The sequence below is a fragment of the Limnothrix sp. FACHB-881 genome, assembly GCF_014698135.1.
In the GTDB taxonomy this organism is placed as follows: Bacteria; Cyanobacteriota; Cyanobacteriia; order CACIAM-69d; family CACIAM-69d; genus CACIAM-69d.
In genome coordinates this window covers 114964-133802 of sequence record NZ_JACJSN010000004.1, presented here as the reverse complement: position 1 = coordinate 133802, position 18839 = coordinate 114964, and the positions used below count along the sequence as shown (strand labels likewise).

The 18839-nt window shown below is 54.6% G+C and carries 16 protein-coding genes; 1 reads left to right on the top strand and 15 read right to left on the bottom strand.

What is annotated here, in order from left to right; translation table 11 throughout:
* Window positions 1–61 precede the first annotated feature (61 nt).
* The 15 genes from H6G52_RS05840 to H6G52_RS05770 form a co-directional block, all read right to left on the bottom strand.
* Window positions 62–3718: a response regulator gene (locus tag H6G52_RS05840; RefSeq protein WP_190527033.1), complete on the bottom strand. Its 3657-nt coding sequence runs from the start codon at window positions 3716–3718 to the stop codon at window positions 62–64.
* A gap of 572 nt (window positions 3719–4290) precedes the next feature.
* Complete coding sequence (locus H6G52_RS05835; RefSeq protein WP_099532145.1) at window positions 4291–5490, bottom strand: FtsW/RodA/SpoVE family cell cycle protein; 1200 nt, start codon at window positions 5488–5490, stop codon at window positions 4291–4293.
* Between the two features lie 291 nt (window positions 5491–5781).
* Complete coding sequence (locus H6G52_RS05830) at window positions 5782–5985, bottom strand: phycobilisome linker polypeptide (protein ID WP_099532144.1); 204 nt, start codon at window positions 5983–5985, stop codon at window positions 5782–5784.
* Window positions 5986–6224: 239 nt separating this feature from the next.
* Window positions 6225–6710: an allophycocyanin subunit beta gene (apcB, locus tag H6G52_RS05825; protein ID WP_099532143.1), complete on the bottom strand. Its 486-nt coding sequence runs from the start codon at window positions 6708–6710 to the stop codon at window positions 6225–6227.
* Window positions 6711–6796: 86 nt separating this feature from the next.
* The gene (gene apcA / locus H6G52_RS05820) at window positions 6797–7282 is read right to left on the bottom strand and encodes an allophycocyanin subunit alpha (RefSeq protein ID WP_099532201.1); all 486 of its coding nucleotides are present in this window, start codon (window positions 7280–7282) and stop codon (window positions 6797–6799) included.
* A 450-nt stretch (window positions 7283–7732) separates the two neighbouring features.
* The gene (locus H6G52_RS05815; RefSeq protein ID WP_099532141.1) at window positions 7733–8056 is read right to left on the bottom strand and encodes a 2Fe-2S iron-sulfur cluster-binding protein; all 324 of its coding nucleotides are present in this window, start codon (window positions 8054–8056) and stop codon (window positions 7733–7735) included.
* Window positions 8057–8085: 29 nt separating this feature from the next.
* Window positions 8086–9036, bottom strand: coding sequence for a F0F1 ATP synthase subunit gamma (locus H6G52_RS05810; RefSeq protein WP_190527031.1), 951 nt, complete (start codon window positions 9034–9036; stop codon window positions 8086–8088).
* A gap of 89 nt (window positions 9037–9125) precedes the next feature.
* Complete coding sequence (gene atpA / locus H6G52_RS05805; RefSeq protein ID WP_190527029.1) at window positions 9126–10643, bottom strand: F0F1 ATP synthase subunit alpha; 1518 nt, start codon at window positions 10641–10643, stop codon at window positions 9126–9128.
* Between the two features lie 88 nt (window positions 10644–10731).
* Window positions 10732–11286: an ATP synthase F1 subunit delta gene (gene atpH, locus H6G52_RS05800; protein ID WP_099532138.1), complete on the bottom strand. Its 555-nt coding sequence runs from the start codon at window positions 11284–11286 to the stop codon at window positions 10732–10734.
* Between the two features lie 2 nt (window positions 11287–11288).
* On the bottom strand, window positions 11289–11831 hold the full coding sequence (locus H6G52_RS05795; protein WP_234406580.1) for a F0F1 ATP synthase subunit B: 543 nt from the start codon (window positions 11829–11831) through the stop codon (window positions 11289–11291).
* A gap of 7 nt (window positions 11832–11838) precedes the next feature.
* Complete coding sequence (locus H6G52_RS05790) at window positions 11839–12318, bottom strand: F0F1 ATP synthase subunit B' (protein ID WP_190527027.1); 480 nt, start codon at window positions 12316–12318, stop codon at window positions 11839–11841.
* Window positions 12319–12445: 127 nt separating this feature from the next.
* Window positions 12446–12694: an ATP synthase F0 subunit C gene (atpE, locus tag H6G52_RS05785; RefSeq protein WP_099532136.1), complete on the bottom strand. Its 249-nt coding sequence runs from the start codon at window positions 12692–12694 to the stop codon at window positions 12446–12448.
* Window positions 12695–12803: 109 nt separating this feature from the next.
* The gene (gene atpB / locus H6G52_RS05780) at window positions 12804–13571 is read right to left on the bottom strand and encodes a F0F1 ATP synthase subunit A (protein WP_234406579.1); all 768 of its coding nucleotides are present in this window, start codon (window positions 13569–13571) and stop codon (window positions 12804–12806) included.
* Between the two features lie 32 nt (window positions 13572–13603).
* Window positions 13604–14041 carry an ATP synthase subunit I gene (locus H6G52_RS05775; protein WP_234406577.1) on the bottom strand — a complete coding sequence of 146 codons (438 nt, stop codon included), beginning with the start codon at window positions 14039–14041 and terminating at the stop codon, window positions 13604–13606.
* 163 nt (window positions 14042–14204) lie between these two features.
* The gene (locus H6G52_RS05770; protein ID WP_190527025.1) at window positions 14205–15449 is read right to left on the bottom strand and encodes a bifunctional 2-polyprenyl-6-hydroxyphenol methylase/3-demethylubiquinol 3-O-methyltransferase UbiG; all 1245 of its coding nucleotides are present in this window, start codon (window positions 15447–15449) and stop codon (window positions 14205–14207) included.
* 373 nt (window positions 15450–15822) lie between these two features.
* On the opposite strand from H6G52_RS05770, the gene H6G52_RS05765 reads away from it, so the two are divergent.
* Complete coding sequence (locus tag H6G52_RS05765; protein WP_099532133.1) at window positions 15823–18540, top strand: phycobilisome rod-core linker polypeptide; 2718 nt, start codon at window positions 15823–15825, stop codon at window positions 18538–18540.
* Window positions 18541–18839: the final 299 nt, after the last annotated feature.

The window sequence follows — 18839 nt, the reverse complement described above, 5'->3', positions numbered from 1 at the left end:
GAATTAACGTTTCATTCGTTTTCAGTTGCCAGCGTCGAGGTTTACAGGGTTAATCAACGGTTCAACGTCGGGATGGGGTGGCCTGAATTTGATCGATTTGATCGATTTGATCAAGCTGCTGAGTATAGGCACAAACGCGATTCATCACATCCCGTAGTTGAGCTGACAAAATTTCAGCCCGATCGAGCCGATCGGCCAGGGCATTGGTTTCGAGTTGGCAAGCCAAATCCGGCATTTCCAAAACGCCAGCATTGGCCGCCGCACCTTTAATTTGGTGGGCCCGCCGATAGACTTCCTTGATGTTTTGGCTTTCGATCGCCCGATCGAGGGCTTCCAGATATTCCGGAATGCCCTCCACAAAAATACTGAGAATTTCACGGGCCACTTCCGGATCGCCCATGGAAATCTCCATCAACCGTTCCCGATCGATCGGCGGCGCTGACTCAGAAGCGGAATTTCCAGCGCTCAGCATTGGCTTGGGAGTCGGTTCCGTCGGGGGCAAGTCGCCTTCCGTATGCAAATTGCGACTCATGGGAATCACCCAGCGATCGAGCACCGCCGCCAAGCCCGCCAAGCTAATGGGCTTGCTGATGTAGTCATTCATGCCCACCGCCAAACATTCCTCCCGGGCCCCAGCCAAAGCATTGGCCGTCATGGCAATTACCGTCACATCCCGATTGGGGCCCGCTTCCGCCCGTAACCGTTGCACGGCCTGATAGCCATCCATCACCGGCATCAAGCAATCCATCAACACCAAGTCAAACGGCTCGCGCAGCAGTCGATCGAGCGCCTGTTGGCCATTGTCAGCACAGGTCACATTCTCCCAACCCAAACTCTTGAGCTGCCGCAAGACAATTTGTTGATTCAGGGGCGTGTCTTCCACCACCAAAATCTTGCAATGTACCGGCCGCACCAGGGGATGGAGCGATCGCGCCGCTGATCGCCCATCACGCTCAGCCACCGTGGGCGACTCCAGCACCGCAGGCAAAGTTGGTGACTCGTGACGCACCGCCGCCGTTAACGCATCCAGCAGTTGCGAAACCAAAATCGGCATCGTCAGGTAATGCTTAATCACCCCCTGAACCACCAGTTGATGGCCCAGCGATCGCGCTTCTGGCTTCAGCAACAGAATCCAGTGCAAAGCGGCCAAGGCCGGTTGCTGCTGAATTTGTCGCTGCAACGGTTCCCAAGTCAAATCCAAATCTTCCAAATTCACAAGGGCGATCGTGTAAGGGTTTTCGCTGTAGCTGGCCGTCTCGATCGCCCCAAACACCTCATCCGCCGACACACGATCCAAACGCCCACCCCAAGCCCGCACCTGAGAACCAATCAACAATTGCTGGCGGGGATCCGTATCCACCAACAGCAACCGTTCTTGGCGCAAAAAAGACCATTGCTCCACCTCATCCGTCAACGCCTGGCGCTGCAAGGGCACTGAAAACCAAAACGTACTGCCCCCGCCCACATTGGCCTCGTAGCCAATTTCTCCCCCCATCAGTTCCACCAACTGCCGACAAATGGCCAGCCCCAACCCAGTGCCCCCATAGCGACGGGTTGTGGAAGCGTCCACCTGCGAAAAAGACTGAAACAGCTTGTGACGATGCTCCGGCAAGACCCCCACCCCCGAATCTCGCACCTCACAGTGAATTATCACCATCTTGTTTGATTGGGATTCCAAAGACATTTGAAAAACCACCTGTCCTTGATCCGTGAATTTAATGGCATTACCCACCAAGTTAATGCAAATTTGATGCAGTCTTGTGGGGTCACCTACCACCGTCCAAGGCACATTACTATCCAGCAATGTCAAAAGCGTTAATCCTTTCGCTTGGGCTTGGGGCCGCAGGAGGTGATCGACGGTTTCAATACATTGATTTAGATCAAAGGGAATGGACTCTAGCTGTACTTCCCGAGCTTCAATTTTTGCCCAATCCAAAATGTCATTAATTAACGACAACAGGTGCTCGCCGCTGGTTTTTAAGATTCGGGCTAAGTCTTGCTGTTCCAGGTTTAGGGGCGTTTGTAGCAGCAGATCAGTTGTGCCTAAAGCCGCATTCAAAGGAGTCCGAATTTCATGACTCATGTTGGCCAGAAATTGGCTTTTGGCTCGGTTGGCAGAATCGGCTAATTCTTTTGCCAATTGCAATTCCGTGGACTGGTGTTGAAGACGTTGCACCAATTGGGTTTGTTGAACAGCAATTCCCAGTTGTGCTCCAATTTGCACCAGAATTTTGATGTCTGATTCGCTCCAAGTGCGGGGGCGTTCATTTTGATAGGCTCCCAGGACTCCCCACAGTTCCCGTCCACAATGAATGGGTACACAAATAAAGGCTTTGGCCGCCAATCGATCGAGCAATTCCAAACAGGTGTCCGCCAAATCCGCCTGCTCCACATCGCTGGCACTGACATAACTGGCTCCCAAGTTGAAGGGGCCGCCTTGGGTCAGTTGCCAAGTTTTGTGGCACAGGGCGGGATTCAAGTGATCCACATCCTTGGTGACTCCGCTCGGACTAACCAAGGGCTGCACACCATCGGCCACAGACTCCACCAAAAATTGACCGCTCCAGTCTGGATTAAACCGATAGATCACCACTCGATGGCAGAGCAGGGCCCGCCGTAGCTCATCGGTTGTATCCAGAAAAATTTCATCCAGATCCAGGGATTGCCGCATTCGGGTGATGATTCGGGCGATCGCGGTTTCGCGCCGGGCCAAGTCCCGCAGGGCCTGTTCTGCCTGTTTTCGTTGCATCAAGGCTCCAGCCTGAGTCCCCACCGCCTCCAACAGATGCAAAATTTTGTTATCGAGGGTCGAGGCCTGTCGCCGCAGGAACATCAAGACCGCCAAAACCTGGGAGCCATCCAAAATGGGAACCGCAAAGGCCGATCGCAAACCGACACTAGCGGCCAGCTCTGAACGGGCAAAAATTCCCGGATAGCTCAAATCCTCCAGCCATTCCGCCTGGCGCTGGGCCCAAACTCGGCCGGGCATTCCTTCTCCCGATCGATACTGAAGCTGCAAACTGGCTTGGCGAAAGGCTTGAAAAGATGGGTCACTGGCATACCAACTGGGGCTACACTCCAGCGCCGTCCCGTGGGCATTTGGCACCCAGGCTTCTGCACAATCCCACTTAATGGTTTGGCAAGTCAGCCGCAAAATGGCTTCGAGGGATGCATCAAAATCCGAGGCTCGCCCGATCGCCTGGGAAGCCGCCAGCAACAGCCGAATTTCAATTTCAACTTTCTGGCGCTGAACAATTTGTTTGTGTAGCAGTTCATTCTGCTCAGTCAGGCGACGATTAGCCGAGCGCAATTCTTCCTGAAGGGCATACAACCGTAGTTGGCTCTCAATTCGCGACAGAATTTCTTGAACCTGAAAAGGTTTGGTAATATAGTCAACTCCACCGGCTTCAAAGGCATGAACCTTATCGGTTGGGCGATCTAAAGCGCTAATAAAAATAACAGGAATATGACGAGTTTGAGGATCATCTTTTAAATAACGACAAACCTCATATCCATCCAAATCTGGCATACAAGCATCCAGAAGGATTAAATTTGGTGCAGCCAAGCGAGCAGCACTTAATGCCAATCGACCACTAATTGCCTTTCTAACGCGATAGCCATGGGTCTCCAGCATGGAAGACAGCAGACGGAGATTGTCTGGCAAGTCATCCACAATTAAGATGTCGGCTTTGGCGGGATGCCCAGAAGAAGATAACATCGACAGCAATCCAAAGAGGAAGGAGGAAATTAGTGATCAAGCGTCAAGCAAGGATCTAGCAACTGTTATTCAAGACGGTTCATTTCATGCAATTTGTTTGGCTCATAGCTGATGAGTGCTGTACTATTTTTGATTGATGTTTGACTGATTTTGATGATTGGGGCGATTGATGATTTGAGATTTAAAACTTGAGCCTATTAGCTTTGAGTTGCTTTAAACGGCATTCAAGTTGCTTTCAGCGAGCTATTGAATCGCAACTATGCCCGCTCAAGGAAAATTGTTTGACTAAAAACTCGTTAACAGTCTTCACTCAAGGCGCTTTGCAGTTACCCAAAATCGTTAAATTTTTCATGAATTTCTGAGTTCAGCTCACTCTTTCGTGAGGTCAGTGACTATCAAGTCAGTGATCGCGTAAAGTGAGAGTAGCTCTGAACTTTTGGTGGCTTCAGTCTGTACGCCATTCAACAATCATGCAGCATGGTCATGGCTGTTAACTATCGGTAGAACACGAGTATTTTTTGATACGATCGCCCGGTTCCCTTTACGGGGATAGTACAAATCGCGGTGCGTCTTTAAGGCCGACGGGGCCGGCGGCGATCGAGGGGAACCACCGTGGCCGCACTGCTTTCGCGGGCCACCCGAATCAGCAACCCCGCTAGAAACAGACTGGCAATAATCGAGCTACCGCCATAGCTCATGAGGGGAAACGGCAGTCCTGTAGTTGGCAGCACACCAGTTGCCACGCCAATGTTCACCAGGGCTTGGCCCACCAGCAGCAACACAGCACCGACGGCCACCAGTCGCAGGGAGCGATCGCTCGCATTGGCAGCCACTCGCAGGCCCAATGCACCATAAACGACTAATAGAGTCAACAACAGTAGGGAACCGACAAAGCCAAACTCTTCCGCAAACACTGAAAAGATAAAGTCAGTGAACTGGATGGGCAGGCTGGCTAATTTTTGTTGCGAGAGGCCAAACCCCGTCCCCCACCAGCCCCCCGACCCGATCGCCAGGAGACTTTGCACCAATTGATAGCCAATGCCTAGGGGGTCATCCCAAGGATTGAGAAAGGAGGCAATTCGCCGCTGCTGGTAAGTGCGCAGGCTGATGCTAATTAACCCTAAAACCAGCCCACCTCCTGCCGCGCTGAGCAGATAGGCATAGGGCAAGCCCGCCGTCAGCGCCAGGAGCCAAACGGTCATCCCACAAACCGCTGCGGTGCTGAGATTGGGTTGCAACAAGATCCCCAACAACACTGCACCGATGGTTCCCAGCCAAAACCAGCGATGGCGATCGGTCAACCGTTCCCACTGACCCAAAATGCGGGCACTTTGCAGCACTAAAAAGGGCTTTAGGAGTTCCGAGGGTTGAATTGGCAAGACCCCAATTTCAATCCAGCGAACGGCTCCGTTGGCCGATCGGCCAAGACCAGGAACCAGCAGCGCCCACATCAGCATTAGGGTGACTAGCAATCCCCAGTGGGCGATCGCCAGCACGTAACGCAGGGGCAGGGAAACGGCCGTTTGGAATCCCACCAAGCCCGCCGCAATCCACAGTAATTGCCGTTTGCAGTAGTACCAACCGTCTCCTTCCGTGGCTTCCGCACTGGCGTAGGAAGCAGATAGCAAAATCAGAAACCCCACAAACAGCCAAAAGAAGGTGAGCCAACGCAACCAACGGGCTTCGTCGGCCCAGCCCACTGCCGACCACCCCACGGAGGTTCGGAACTGTGTGAGCCAATCACTCCAAACAAGGGGGCGACGTTGGGCCATGGATTGCAGGCAACCTCAAGGGGCAAAGACAACCAGGAAGCAACCCCACCAGCGGAGGCCAAGTGCTGCTGACTTCAAACAATGCTGATGCAAAATACCTATTCAAAACAATATCGCGAGCCACAAGTTTCAGCTACCCGTAGGCAGGCTCACTTGTCACTCGCGATCGGCTGAGTTCGGAATTGGTGTGCCAATTCCAAAAATGACTGAGGGTTGGGTCACCGACTCGATCGATCCACCCGCCCCCAAAAGGACAGAAGGAACCGATCAGGCGGTTCACAGTTTGCCAATCTACAGCAAACCCGTATTCGTGCCCGGGCGGCCCGTAGCCAGCTCGACCTTCACGATTTTGCCACCCATCTTTTGGATGCGTTGCTGTTCCTTGAACCAGTTGTCGTAGGAAACCAGCTTCGTGAAGAAGGTGTTTTGCAGCTCGCGCTGCGTCCGAATTCGCGTTTGGCTCGGCACGCAAGCCGTAATTTTAAACATCCGCATGGCGAGAAACCTTTGTGACTTCAACGACAAATCTGACCAAAATTCAGACCAAGTCCTTAAACAACGAGGTCTGAGCCGTGCTGCCCCCAAAGCTAACCAGACAACGCGATCGCGGAGCCTATGCAACTTTGAGCGTTCAGCAACTATCCCAGACCCCGTGGCTTCACTCATTTCAACCCAACAGGGGAAACCACAACCATCAACCCGGTGAGTCGAAATTCAGCCAAGCCATTTGTTGTTTAGCTCAAGCCCGAGGAGATATAGTCGAAGTACACGCCCATTTCCTTACCAGCGTCAGAGCCCACCAAACCGGCGGTCACTTCCTTCATGGCTTGGATTGCTTGCACGGTGGTGCCGATGGGCACGCCCAAGGAGTTGTAGGTTTCCTTCAGGCCGTTGAGCACGCGCTCATCGAGGATCGAAGGATCGCCAGCCAACATGGCGTAGGTGGCATAGCGAAGGTAGTAGTCCAGGTCGCGGATGCAAGCAGCATAGCGACGGGTGGTGTACATGTTGCCGCCGGGACGGGTCACATCGGAGTACAGCAGCGACTTAGCAACAGCTTCCTTGACGATCGTGGCAGCATTAGCGCCGATCGCGTTAGCAGCGCGCACGCGCAGTTCGCCGGTAGCGAAGTAATTCTTCAGCTTATCCAGAGCGCTCGAGTCGAGGTACTTGCCCTGAACGTCGGAGGAGTTGATGACGGAGGTAATTGCGTCTTGCATGATCGTTTTTGAATAAGTCGGTTTTGCAAGGAAATGGCTTTCATTAAAGCCGAAGCAAGTCAAGCTAGCGAGGGAGAACCCAGGTCTTAGCTCAAGCCGCCAATCACGTAATCGAAGTAAGCCGAAGCTTCAGCTGCATCTTCGCCGCTCAGCAGACCAGCAGCAGCAGCCTTCATGCCACGCACGCCTTCAGCCACGCCGTCGATCGGGGTACCCAGCGAGCGGTACATTTCGCGCACACCCACCAAACCGATTTCTTCGATCGGGGTCACGTCGCCAGCCACGATGCCGTAGGTCACCAGACGCAGGTAGTAGTCCAGGTCGCGCAGGCAGGTTGCGGTCATTTCTTCACCGTAAGCGTTACCGCCGGGCGAAACCACATCGGGGCGCTTTTGGAACAGTTGTTCGCCGGCTTGCTTAACGATGCGCTCACGGGCATCGGTCAGGATTTGGGCAATGCGCAGGCGTTGAGCGCCGGTGGACACGAAAGCCTTGATGCGATCCAGTTCGCCGGGGCTGAGATAGCGGGCCTCAGCGTCGGCATTCACGATTGACTTCGTGACGATACTCATTGAATAAACTCCTCCGAAAGGAAAAAAGTTTTGACTGGAGATTGGGGCTTCCACCGAGGAAACGACTAGCATCGCTGCGATTGCTCAGGCAGCGGGAGCAACGAGAAATTTTCTAAGCCAGGTCGTTTAACCCTTAGCTCGAAATCCACCAGCGACAGTCCTGAGACCGCACTCGGTGTCCTCCCCGGCAAATCAACACTTATTCTCAGGCATGAAGCCCGTTGACCCTCGCTTGGATTAACAGTTTTTAACATCCTTCCTCAGACAGCTAATCTTTGAGGGCCGTTCCGAGTCTGTGATTTCTGTCCCGATCGCTCAACTGCCGAAAAGACAAAACACCAGGCGAATCAAAATCTAGGGTCAAGATTTTGCACCTGATGCTTTGCAGATTTCGGTTTGAATCGAGCGATCCAGAGATCGCCCAACAGCCAAGTTTTCCCAAGTCCAAATTTATTTTTGGAATTGACCAAATTGCAGTTCGTAAACCTCATCCTCACAACCAGTTTGGATTTTGAGGTTAGAACGGGGCTTGGCGGTACAAAGGAGCGCAAACCCCTTCGTGCGCAAATCCGGACTCAAGCCCATGCTGTCGCCTGGCTCGATCGTCCCTTCCACTACGCGGGCAGCACAGGTCGTGCAAACCCCCGCATTGCAAGAGCTGGGAAGCGTCAGCCCCGCCGCTGCTGCCGCCGTCAAAATGGGCGTGTCATCCGCCACTTGCAGGACGTGGGTTTGCCCTTCGTGCTGAATTTCAACCTGATAGGTCGTGCTCATGGTTCTTCTCTCGAATCCCTAGCCAATCCCTAGGAGCGCAGCGCCTCAGCACCACCGCACACTTCCAGGATTTCTTGGGTAATAGCGGACTGCCGTGCCTTGTTGTAAGTCAAGGTCAAACTGCCAATCAGGGTCTTGGCGTTCTCGCTGGCGTTGCTCATGGCAGTCATCCGAGCAGCCAACTCGCTGGCGGCGGACTCTTGCAGGGCCCGCAGCAGTTGGTTGTTCAGGTACAACGGCAAGAGCGCATTCAGAATCTGTACCGGATCCTGCTCAAAGATGGTGTCGCGCGGCAAGGGTGTGGTGGGCAAATCGACCCGCTCACGCTCCACTTGGAATTGTCCGCCACGGGTCGTCAGCCGGAAGATCTCGTCATCCGAAGCTTCCAAACCTTGCGGATCCAACGGCAGCAGGGTTTGGACTACGGGACGGGAGCTAATCAGCGATACAAATTTGGTGTAGACCAGTTCAACGCGATCGACTGCTTCCGAGAGAAACAGCGACAGCAGCTCGTCTGCAATTTGCGATGCTTCCGACGCGCTAGGGATTTGCTCTAGACCGTCATAAACAGCCGCGATGTCATGACCCCGGCGGCTGAAGTATTGGTTTGCCTTGCGACCCACCACGATCATTTTGACGTTGACCCCTTCAGCAAGCAGCTCTTTGCTGCGTTGCTCGGCCCGACGGATCACATTACCGTTGTAGCCACCACACAGGCCCCGATCGCCTGAAACCACCAAAATACCTACGGTTTTAATGCTTCGTTGCCGCAGGAGTGGCAGATCTACGTCTTCAAATTTGAGGCGCGATTGCAAGCCGTAGAGCACTTGGGCCAGGCGATCGGCGAAGGGGCGGGTGTTGTTTACCTGCTCTTGGGCTCGGCGCACCTTTGCGGCGGCAACCAAGCGCATGGCTTCAGTAATTTTTTTAGTGTTTTTAACGGACTGAATTCGGTCGCGAATTGCCTTGAGGTTTGCCATAGCTGTGGAGTCCTTTGAGTCGCCTGAGTCGCTAGGGGGCGCGATCGCCCGGGGTAGAGGCCCCTAGGCGATCGCTTGATTCGCGATGATTACTGAGCAACCAAGAAGGTTTGCTTGTACTCAGTCAACGCTTCCTTCAGCAGGGTTTCCGCCTCTTCCGTCAGTTGCTTGGTGCTGCGCACAGCTTCACCATAGCCAGCCTTGTTATTCTTCAGGTAATCCCGCAGACCCGCCACAAACTTGGTGATCAGGTTGACCGGAATTTCATCCAAATGGCCGTTAATTCCGGCGTAAATAACCGCCACTTGCTCTTCCACACCGAGAGGTGCGTATTGGGGCTGCTTCAGCAGTTCCCGCAGACGCTGACCACGGGCCAACTGATCTTGGGTTGCCTTATCCAAGTCGGAGGCGAACTGTGCAAAAGCAGCCAAGTCGTCGTATTGAGCCAGTTCCAGCTTCACCTTACCGGCCACCTTCTTCATGGCCTTGGTTTGGGCAGCCGAACCCACGCGGGATACGGAGATACCAGCGTTCACGGCCGGGCGCAGACCCGAGTTGAACAGGTCAGCGGACAAGAAGATCTGACCGTCGGTAATCGAAATCACGTTGGTCGGGATGTAGGCCGACACGTCACCGGCTTGGGTTTCGATGATCGGCAGAGCCGTCATGCTCCCACCACCCAACTCATCGCTCAGTTTGGCGGCGCGCTCCAGCAAGCGGCTGTGGAGATAGAACACGTCGCCGGGGTAAGCTTCCCGACCGGGCGGGCGACGCAGCAGCAGGGACATTTGGCGATAAGCCTGGGCCTGCTTGGACAAGTCATCGTAAACCACCAGGGTAGCCTTGCCCTTGTACATGAAGTACTCAGCAATGGCAGCGCCGGTGTAGGGGGCCAAGTATTGCAGGGTAGCGGGGGCGTTGGCGTTGGCGGCCACTACGATGGTGTAGTCCAGCGCGCCCGATTCCTTCAGTACATCGATCACCTGGGCCACGGAGGAGGCCTTTTGCCCGATCGCCACGTAGATGCAAATCACATCTTCGGACTTTTGGTTGATGATCGTGTCGATCGCAATCGAGGTCTTACCCGTTTGGCGGTCACCGATGATCAGCTCCCGTTGGCCACGCCCGACCGGAATCATCGAGTCAATTGCCGTAATACCGGTTTGCATCGGTTCGCACACGGACTTCCGGGCGATAATCCCAGGGGCCATCGATTCGATCAGACGGGTTTCCGAGGAGGCAATGTCGCCCTTACCATCGATCGGGCGAGCCAGCGCATCCACAACCCGGCCCACAACCGCATCACCCACCGGAATCGCCGCGATCTTACCGGTGGCACGAACGGTACTGCCTTCTTGGATGTTGAGGCCGTCACCCATCAACACAGCACCCACATCGTTCTCTTCGAGGTTCAGTGCGATACCCACAGTACCGTCCTCGAACTCCAGCAGCTCACCAGCCATGGCATTTTGCAGGCCATAGATACGAGCGATCCCGTCACCCACTTGCAGCACGGTGCCCACGTCGGCCACCTTGACATCCTTGTCGTACTGCTCAATCTGCTGCTGAATAATGCTGCTGATTTCGTCCGGTCTGATTGCAATCACGGTCTGCGACTCCTAGTTTTCAACGTTGTTTCCAGCGTTTGGGGTGCTTATCTTGGTTGCGGCCCTCGGGATTTGCTCACAAACAGAGCTAGATCGCGCCCAAAGTCAGCGCCATGCGTCGCAATTGACCACGCAGGCTGGCATCGACCACTTGCGAGCCGACTTTGATAATCACGCCGCCGATCAAATCGGTATCGACCTTCGTCACCAGTTCCACGCTGGCGGCCCCGGTGAGCTGTTTCACCCGCTCAATGGCACTTTGGCGTTGCTCTTCTGTCAGTTCCACCGCAGAAGTCACTTCCGCCAAGGCCGTATTCGTAAACTGGCGCAGCAGGTCTTGATATTTCTGGGCGATCGAATCCAACAGCGCAATCCGCTTGCGATCGACCAAGAGTTTCAAAAAGTTCGCCGTCAACGGGTGCAGAGTTTCACCCGCCAGGCGATCGAGTACAGACTTCTTATCGTCCGCCTTGACAAACGGGTTAGCCAAGAGAGCGCCCAGCTCATCCGAGGCTGCTAGCAAACCTCGTAGGTAGGTCACATCCTCGCCAAAACGCTCCACCAAGCTTTCCTTTTGAGCCAAGGTCATCAAAGCTTGCGCGTAAGGCTCGGCGATGCTGGCGATCATTGAACTGCTTTGCATCGTTAGTTCCCTCCCCCTTGAATCAGGGCCAAGCTCCGATCAACCAAATCCCGCTGTTGATCCGAATTCAAGCGCGAGCGCAATTGGTCGTTGACCTGCTCCAGCGCTGCGGCCACAGCCCGCTGCCGCAATTGCGTAATCACACGCTCTTGCTCAGCCGCCAAGTCACTGGAAGCGGCCTCGCGCATCCGTTGCACATCCTGAGTGGACTTCGCCAAAATGGCTTCCTTCGTCCGCTCAGCCGCAACCTTTGCTTCAGCAGTGATTCGCTCTGCTTCCGCCTGGGCTTGAGCCAGTTTGCGCTGTTGCTCTTCCAAGGCTTTCACCGCTTCCGCTTGCGCCTTTTCTGCTTCGGTGATTGCCTCTTCGATCGCCGCTCTCCGGGTTCCCAGCAGGTTACCCAAGAAGCCACGACCAAAGTAGACCAGAACCCCCAACACGATCGCCAGGTTGATCACATTGGTTTCCAGGATGTCGGTGTTAATCCCGAACGATCCATGGGCCAACAGATGAGGGGCGATCGAACCCAAAAACATGTTCGTCATCACAACCTCATCCCAACTCAAAACCCAACAACTTCCGCACAATCTGACGGCTCAGCCCCGCCACTTGACCGTCCAGGGCAGCCAAAGCCGTCTGCCGTTGACTGTCAATCTCCTGTTGAGCCGCTTCCCGCTCCGATTGGGCCTGTCGTTGTGCGTCTGCCACCGTCTGAGCCGCCAGTTTTTGCGCCTCCGCTTGGGCATCCGCTACGATGGACTGAGACTTACGGCGGGCCTCCGCCAAAGCCTTTTCATAGTCCGCCGTCAACGACTTCACCTTCTCCAGGCGCTCTTGTGCGTCCAGTTGCTTGCCACGGATGTAGTCGGCCCGTTGGTCAATGGCTTGTCCCAGGGGCTTGTACAAAACCGCATTCAAAATCAAAGCCAAAATTAGAAACTGCGCTGCCATCAGGGGCAGGGTGGCATCAAGGTCAAACAGACCCCCTTCTGCCTCCGCTGCCAACAGCGTTGGTACGAGTGCGTATAGCATTTCGCTTACTCCCAGCAGATGGTTGACAGCCCCTTTTCGCGAGTTGGGGCAGCAAAAGGCTTTCGCATCAAGCAAGCACCTTTCGCCGCCTCAGGTAAAACTCGTTCGCAAAAGCCGAAAACCAAATTTACGAAGCGAAGGGGTTAGCGAACAGCAGCACCAGTGCCACCACCAGACCGTAAATCGTCAGAGCTTCCATGAACGCCAAGCTCAACAGCAAGGTGCCACGGATTTTGCCTTCTGCTTCCGGTTGACGAGCAATCCCTTCCACAGCTTGACCAGCCGCATTACCTTGACCGATACCGGGGCCAATTGCACCCAAACCCACAGCCAGAGCAGCAGCCAGAACCGAAGCAGCAGCAATCGTAGGATTCATTGTCGTAGTCCGTCCTTGAATTGTTGTTGAGAGTCTTGTAATTAGAAGGGAAACAATCCCCAATTGATGCTTTCACGACTCCGTTTCACAACCCCTAAAAATGGGGTCGTTAGTCGTGATGCTCGCCGTGGTGATCTTCCATTGCTTCACCAATGTAGGATGCCGCCAGAGTTGCAAAAATCAGGGCTTGAATTGCACTCGTGAACAGCCCCAAAACCATCAGCGGAATGGGCACGAACAAGGGAACCAGGAAGACCAGTACAGCCACCACAAGTTCATCCGCTAGGATATTACCAAACAAACGGAAGCTTAACGACAGCGGCTTGGTAAAGTCTTCAATGATTTTGAAGGGAACCATGATCGGGGTCGGCTGCGCGTAATCGGCGAAGTAACCCAACCCTTTTCGGCTCAATCCTGCATAGAAATAGGCGACCGATGTGGTCAGTGCCAGGGCAACCGTTGTGTTGATGTCGTTGGTAGGAGCAGCCAATTCACCAGACGGTAACTCAACGAGTTTCCAAGGAATGAGTGCACCACCCCAATTCGACACAAAAATGAATAGGAACAAGGTGCCAACAAAGGGAACCCATGCTCGATATTCTTTTTCGCCCACTTGGGTTTTGGTAAGGTCGCGGATAAACTCCAAGGCATATTCCATGAAGTTTTGCAATCCCGACGGTACTCGCTGAATGTTACGAGTTGCCAAGATGCAAGTAACGATCAGTAGCCCTAGGACAATCCAAGAGGCAAGGAAAACTTGCCCATGTACCTTGAAGTTGCCAATGTGCCAATAGAAGTGTTGACCAACTTCCAGTTCTGCTAGCGGAGAGAACGGAATGTTTGAAAAAAGATCGAACATAGCAACGCTGTTTTGCATAGGCATTTGACGAGATTGCTCTCGCAATTAGCCTAAGGGTTGGGCTTTGCGATCGCGCGCAACGTGTGGAAAATTAGAGCAGCCTTATAGGTCAGAAAACCAAGGATGATTGGCAACAGCTCAAGTTGCTGAACTCGAGCACCAATGAGAAAAATGGCTACAAAAAGTGCTAGCCGAGTTTTACTCAATTGCTGTTTGCCATTACCCAGGGTAGCGACATCTTTGGCCAGCATTCGCAGGTATACAATGCCCACCAGCGCTCCCAGCAAATAGCTCAGGGCAGTGTTGAGACTGTAGGTGGCCCAAACAGACAGAAAAATCACCAGGGATACAACCAAGGAGCCGATTAATAGCTCCCGTTGGAGTTTGTAGTATTCCTCCATGGCTGCGCCGTTTTCGGAAGTGCCCTCGATCGCTTCGGGAGAAACTTCCGGCATGGCGGTGACTGGTTCGACCGTTGGAGAGTCCATCGGTTGCAAACTCCTGGCTGTTGAATGCTGGCCCGGCGGCCCTAAGCCAGGTGCGATTGTACCACGCAGGTGCTGCGCGTTTTTCACGGGAAATGGGCGAGGTTGCTGGGGGGAGCTATTTTGACTGCGCCCGGATTTAGCGGGTGGTTGGCTAGGGATTGAATTAGCGTTGGGGAGTCAGCAACAACAGGCGCTGATCAAGCAACGATCGCACGTTTTCGAGGGTGAAGCCCGGCTGCTGGCTCAGGAGTTGGGCGATCGACTGGGGTTGGTCAGCGGTTTCGTTGGCGGCCACGGCACTGAGAAACTGGAACGTAGCATCGTCCAAGCTGACAATCCGATAGTCTTGATTAAATAGACAACGGCTGGGCCAGCCATCCATACAGGGATTCAGGCTCGGTAGGGCCGCGGCCAGGGCGCTGGAGTCTTCCCAGGTGAGGCGATTGACCGGCGGGCAACCTAACCAAAACTCGTAGTGGGTGGCTCCTTCGGGATCCAGCGATTCCACCAGGCGATAGCGCTGTCGATCGCTCAAGCCCTCGGCTCGCGCCATCAGCTCCGGATTGCTGCCCAAGAGGCGATCGAGCTGCCAGTAATCAGGATTGGAAAAGCCCAGGAACTCCAGACCCGAAGCCTCAATTAATTCAAAGAGGGTGTCGATGTTGTAGTCCACTTCCTGGGGATGGACATACATGTCTGCAAAACACTCATCCCGCTGGTTTTCCATCGACCAGCGCTCCTGTTCCCGCCGCACCAACCGATTGGTTTCGGGCAAGGCCGCAAATAGCGATCGTCCAATCTGAACACCATCACGATAGGGATTGGAATCTGCCGGGCCCGTAGGGCTTTCACGGAGCAGGCGGATCGCTCGCTGCATCAACTGGATTTCCCAACGACCCAGTTCCCCGTAAACAAAAATGTGCATGAGGCCACCGGGAGCTAGCTTGGCGGCCAGGGATTGAATGCCTCGCACCGGATCGGGCAGGTGGTGCAACACGCCAACGCAGTTGATCCAATCAAATTTGCCGGAAATTTCCTGGGCATCGTAAAGGCTGAGGTGTCGGAATTCTACGCGATCGCCTCCGCGAACCCGATCGCCCGTCCGCCGACACCGTTCCCGAGCCACGCCCAACGCCTCTGAACTCAGGTCGATCGCCGTGATCTTGGCTTCCGGGTTCAGATGCATTAAATATTCAGTGCCCACACCCGTACCGCAACCCGCATCCAAAATTCGAATATCAGCGCGTTCCGGCTTTCTGCCCGTGCAAAACTGATGCGCCGCTTGCCAATTCCAGCGCCAGTTATAGCCCGGCGGGGGTTCATCCAACAGGGGTTCTGGCGGAAACGGATAGGTATCGTAGAGCTTTTGGACGGCGGCAAGGGTTTGGGCGGTGCGCTGTGCTTCCATCGGAATTGAATAGGGGGTTGATTGGGTTGATTGTTTATATAGGAATTGCTGAAAAGAGGCTGAAACGAGGACTCGCAAGGGTAATCACCGCGATCGAGTCTATCGCACCCCCTGCCCTTCCAATGCCTGCGATCGCCCGCCTGAGAAGCATACACACTTCTTAACAAAGGCCGCCCCACGCACAGAATCGTTTTAGTCTAATGGGTGGATTCACAACCATATTGAGTTGAGATCGTCCCTTCCATGTTCGCCGACAGCCGTTGAGGGTTGCCAGCGTCGAGCCAACCTGAGGCTAAGGGCTAAAGGTTCTGTCCAATGTCACAGAACCCGGTACGGTCGTTCACCTGACTTAGAAAAGGACCATTAGAATCTCATGAGCGTTAAAGCAAGTGGTGGAAGCTCGGTTGCCCGTCCGCAGCTCTACAGCACTGTTCCCGTATCTAAAATTTCCCAAGCAGAACAACAAGATCGCTACCTAGCCCCAGCGGAACTCAGCGAACTTAAAACTTTCTTTAGCTCCGGTGCTCAACGACTGGCCATTGCTCAAGTCCTGACGGTTAACGCCGAAATCATCGTCTCGCGAGCAGCCAACAAGATCTTTACCGGTGGTTCGCCCCTGGCTTTCTTGGAAAAGCCGCCAACGGATGAACCGGTAATGGCCACCACCACCAACCCCGTAGCCAAGACGGTGCAAGAAGGCATGACCTTCGGCACCGTCACCTACGTGGAAGCCAAGAGCAGCGGCGGTGGCCTGTTCAGTGGTCTGCGCGACTTTTTCTTGACCCCCTCCGCGCCCATTCCCGCTGGCTTCCGGCCCATTAGCGTTGCCCGCTATGGCCCCCGGAACATGCAAAAGTCCTTGCGGGACATGAGCTGGTTTCTGCGCTATGTGACCTACGCGATCGTGGCCGGTGACCCGACGATCATCGCCGTGAACACCCGTGGTCTGCGCGAAATCATCGAAAACGCCTGTTCCACGGCCGCCACGATCGTGGCGATCGAGGGCATGAAGCAAGCGGCCCTCACCTACTTCCGCGATGATGCCAACGCCACGGAAATCGTCAAGCAATACTTTGACGTATTGCTAACGGAGTTCAAGGCCCCCACACCGTCCAACAAGGTGCGTCAGCGGCCTTCGGCGGATCAACAGGGTCTGGCCCTGCCGCAAATCTACGCCAACGCCGCTGAAAAGCGCGTGAAGTACGCGATGAAGCCCGGCCTGTCGGCCACCGAAAAGAACGATGCGGTGAAAGCGGCCTATCGCCAAGTGTTTGAGCGCGACATCACCCGCGCTTACTCCTTGGGGATTTCTGACCTGGAATCCAAGGTCAAAAACGGCGAAATTTCCATGAAGGAATTCATCCGCCGTTTGGCCAAGTCGCCCCTGTACCGCAAGCAGTTCTTTGAGCCGTTCATCAACAGCCGTGCCCTGGAACTCGCTTTCCGTCACATTCTGGGTCGTGGCCCTTCGTCCCGCGAAGAAGTGCAAAAGTACTTCTCGATCGTCTCGAGTGGCGGCTTGGCGGCCCTGGTCGATGCCCTGGTCGATTCGCAAGAATATGCGGATTACTTTGGCGAAGAAACCGTGCCTTACCTGCGCGGTCTGGGTCAAGAAGCCCAAGAGTGCCGCAACTGGGGCCCGCAGATCGACCTGTTCAACTACAGCGCCCCCTTCCGCAAGGTTCCCCAATTCATCACCACCTTTGGGGACTATGTGCAACCCCTGCGCGATCAGCATCCCTACGGGGTTGGTAATGATCCGCTGGAAATTCAGTTTGGGGCAATTTTCCCGAAAGAAACCCGCAATCCCAAGAACCGACCTGCGCCCTTTGGCAAGGATACCCGCCGGATTCTGATCAAGCGTGGTGCCGGGATTGAGAACCAACTGAGCAACCCGGGTGCAGTGGGCAAGGCTCCTGGCTCGATGGGGCCCAAGGTGTTCAAGCTGGATCAGTTGCCCGGGATTGGCAAGTCGGTGAAGACCGCCAGCATTCGCTTCTCGGAAAGCACCACCCAAGCCGTCATCCGCGCTGCCTACCTGCAAGTGTTTGGCCGCGACGTGTATGAAGGCCAGCGCCTGACGGTGGCGGAAATCAAGCTGGAAAACGGCAACATCACGGTCAAGGAATTCATTCGTCAGTTGGCCAAGTCGGATTTGTTCCGCAAGACCTACTGGAGTTCGTTGTACGTGATGAAGGCGGTGGAATATATTCACCGTCGCCTGTTGGGTCGCCCCACCTACGGTCGCAACGAAACCAACAAGTACTTCGACATTTGTGCCAAGCAAGGGTTCTATGCCTTGATTGATGCAATTCTCGATACGGCGGAATATGCGGAAGCCTTTGGGGAAGATACGGTTCCCTACGAGCGCTATCTGACGGCGGGTGGCCAAGCCCTGCGCACGACTCGTCCGGGTAACTTGGGCTTCAAGGGCGTGCTGACCAAGCCGGAACCGGAAGCACCGCGCTTTGTGGAGCTGGGACAACCGCTCTCGATCCGCACGGAAGGAGATGCGAGCAACCGCGCTGGCCAAGGGGTGAGCCGTCGTCGCGAGCAAACCAAGACCTTCAAGCTGACGACCACGACCGACAAGGTGGCCCTGAAAACGGCGATCGCGGCGGCCTATCGTCAGGTCTTTGAGCGTGACTTGGATCCTTACATCGTGCGGGCTGAGTTCACGGCGCTGGAAAGCAAGCTGGGCAATGGCGAAATCACGATGAAGGAATTCATCGAGTCATTGGGCGGCTCTCGCTTGTACACCAAGGAATTCTATGCCCCCTATCCGAACACGAAGGTGATCGAACTGGGTCTGAAGCATTTCTTGGGTCGGGCACCGCTGAACCAGGTGGAAATCCGCAAGTACAACCAAATTCTGGCGACGGAAGGTCTGAAGGGTTTTGTGTCGGCCATGCTGAACACGCCGGAATATGCGGAGTGCTTCGGTGAGGATACGGTTCCCTATCGCCGGTTCCCGACGCTGCCAGCGGCCAACTTCCCGAACACCAACCGGTTGTATGACCAACTGACCAAACAGAACAGCGATGTGGTGGTGCCGAGCTTTGTGCCGGCAACGCCCCTGAGCCGTGCCTAAAGCGCGGATTCTGTGGGTCTTTTCTGACAGGTGATTCTGTTGAATTTGAGGTTGTGAATGCTCCTACATTCGATCGCTCGCTGAGGCTGGGCGATCGGGTGTAGGCTTCTCAATTTCAAGCCTGATTGGATGGTTGCCGATCGACTCAGACCAATTAAACATACCTTTTAAGCCAGTTTTTCAAGACTGCTGAAAACAAGGGGCCTTCGCTCCTTGTTTTTGCGTTTTTGGCGCTGTTAATGATCGCTATGGTGATGACTGTTCATAGGACTGATAAGCGTAGCTCGCCTAGAGTCCGT

Bases quoted from the DNA above. Each gene is read 5' to 3' on its own strand.
- H6G52_RS05840 (WP_190527033.1), bottom strand. From the start codon at position 3,718: ATGTTATCTTCTTCTGGGCATCCCGCCAAAGCCGACATCTTAATTGTG.
- H6G52_RS05835 (WP_099532145.1), bottom strand. From the start codon at position 5,490: ATGGCCCAACGTCGCCCCCTTGTTTGGAGTGATTGGCTCACACAGTTC.
- H6G52_RS05830 (WP_099532144.1), bottom strand. From the start codon at position 5,985: ATGCGGATGTTTAAAATTACGGCTTGCGTGCCGAGCCAAACGCGAATT.
- apcB (WP_099532143.1), bottom strand. From the start codon at position 6,710: ATGCAAGACGCAATTACCTCCGTCATCAACTCCTCCGACGTTCAGGGC.
- apcA (WP_099532201.1), bottom strand. From the start codon at position 7,282: ATGAGTATCGTCACGAAGTCAATCGTGAATGCCGACGCTGAGGCCCGC.
- H6G52_RS05815 (WP_099532141.1), bottom strand. From the start codon at position 8,056: ATGAGCACGACCTATCAGGTTGAAATTCAGCACGAAGGGCAAACCCAC.
- H6G52_RS05810 (WP_190527031.1), bottom strand. From the start codon at position 9,036: ATGGCAAACCTCAAGGCAATTCGCGACCGAATTCAGTCCGTTAAAAAC.
- atpH (WP_099532138.1), bottom strand. From the start codon at position 11,286: ATGCAAAGCAGTTCAATGATCGCCAGCATCGCCGAGCCTTACGCGCAA.
- H6G52_RS05795 (WP_234406580.1), bottom strand. From the start codon at position 11,831: ATGACGAACATGTTTTTGGGTTCGATCGCCCCTCATCTGTTGGCCCAT.
- H6G52_RS05790 (WP_190527027.1), bottom strand. From the start codon at position 12,318: ATGCTATACGCACTCGTACCAACGCTGTTGGCAGCGGAGGCAGAAGGG.
- atpE (WP_099532136.1), bottom strand. From the start codon at position 12,694: ATGAATCCTACGATTGCTGCTGCTTCGGTTCTGGCTGCTGCTCTGGCT.
- atpB (WP_234406579.1), bottom strand. From the start codon at position 13,571: ATGCAAAACAGCGTTGCTATGTTCGATCTTTTTTCAAACATTCCGTTC.
- H6G52_RS05775 (WP_234406577.1), bottom strand. From the start codon at position 14,041: ATGGACTCTCCAACGGTCGAACCAGTCACCGCCATGCCGGAAGTTTCT.
- H6G52_RS05770 (WP_190527025.1), bottom strand. From the start codon at position 15,449: ATGGAAGCACAGCGCACCGCCCAAACCCTTGCCGCCGTCCAAAAGCTC.
- H6G52_RS05765 (WP_099532133.1), top strand. From the start codon at position 15,823: ATGAGCGTTAAAGCAAGTGGTGGAAGCTCGGTTGCCCGTCCGCAGCTC.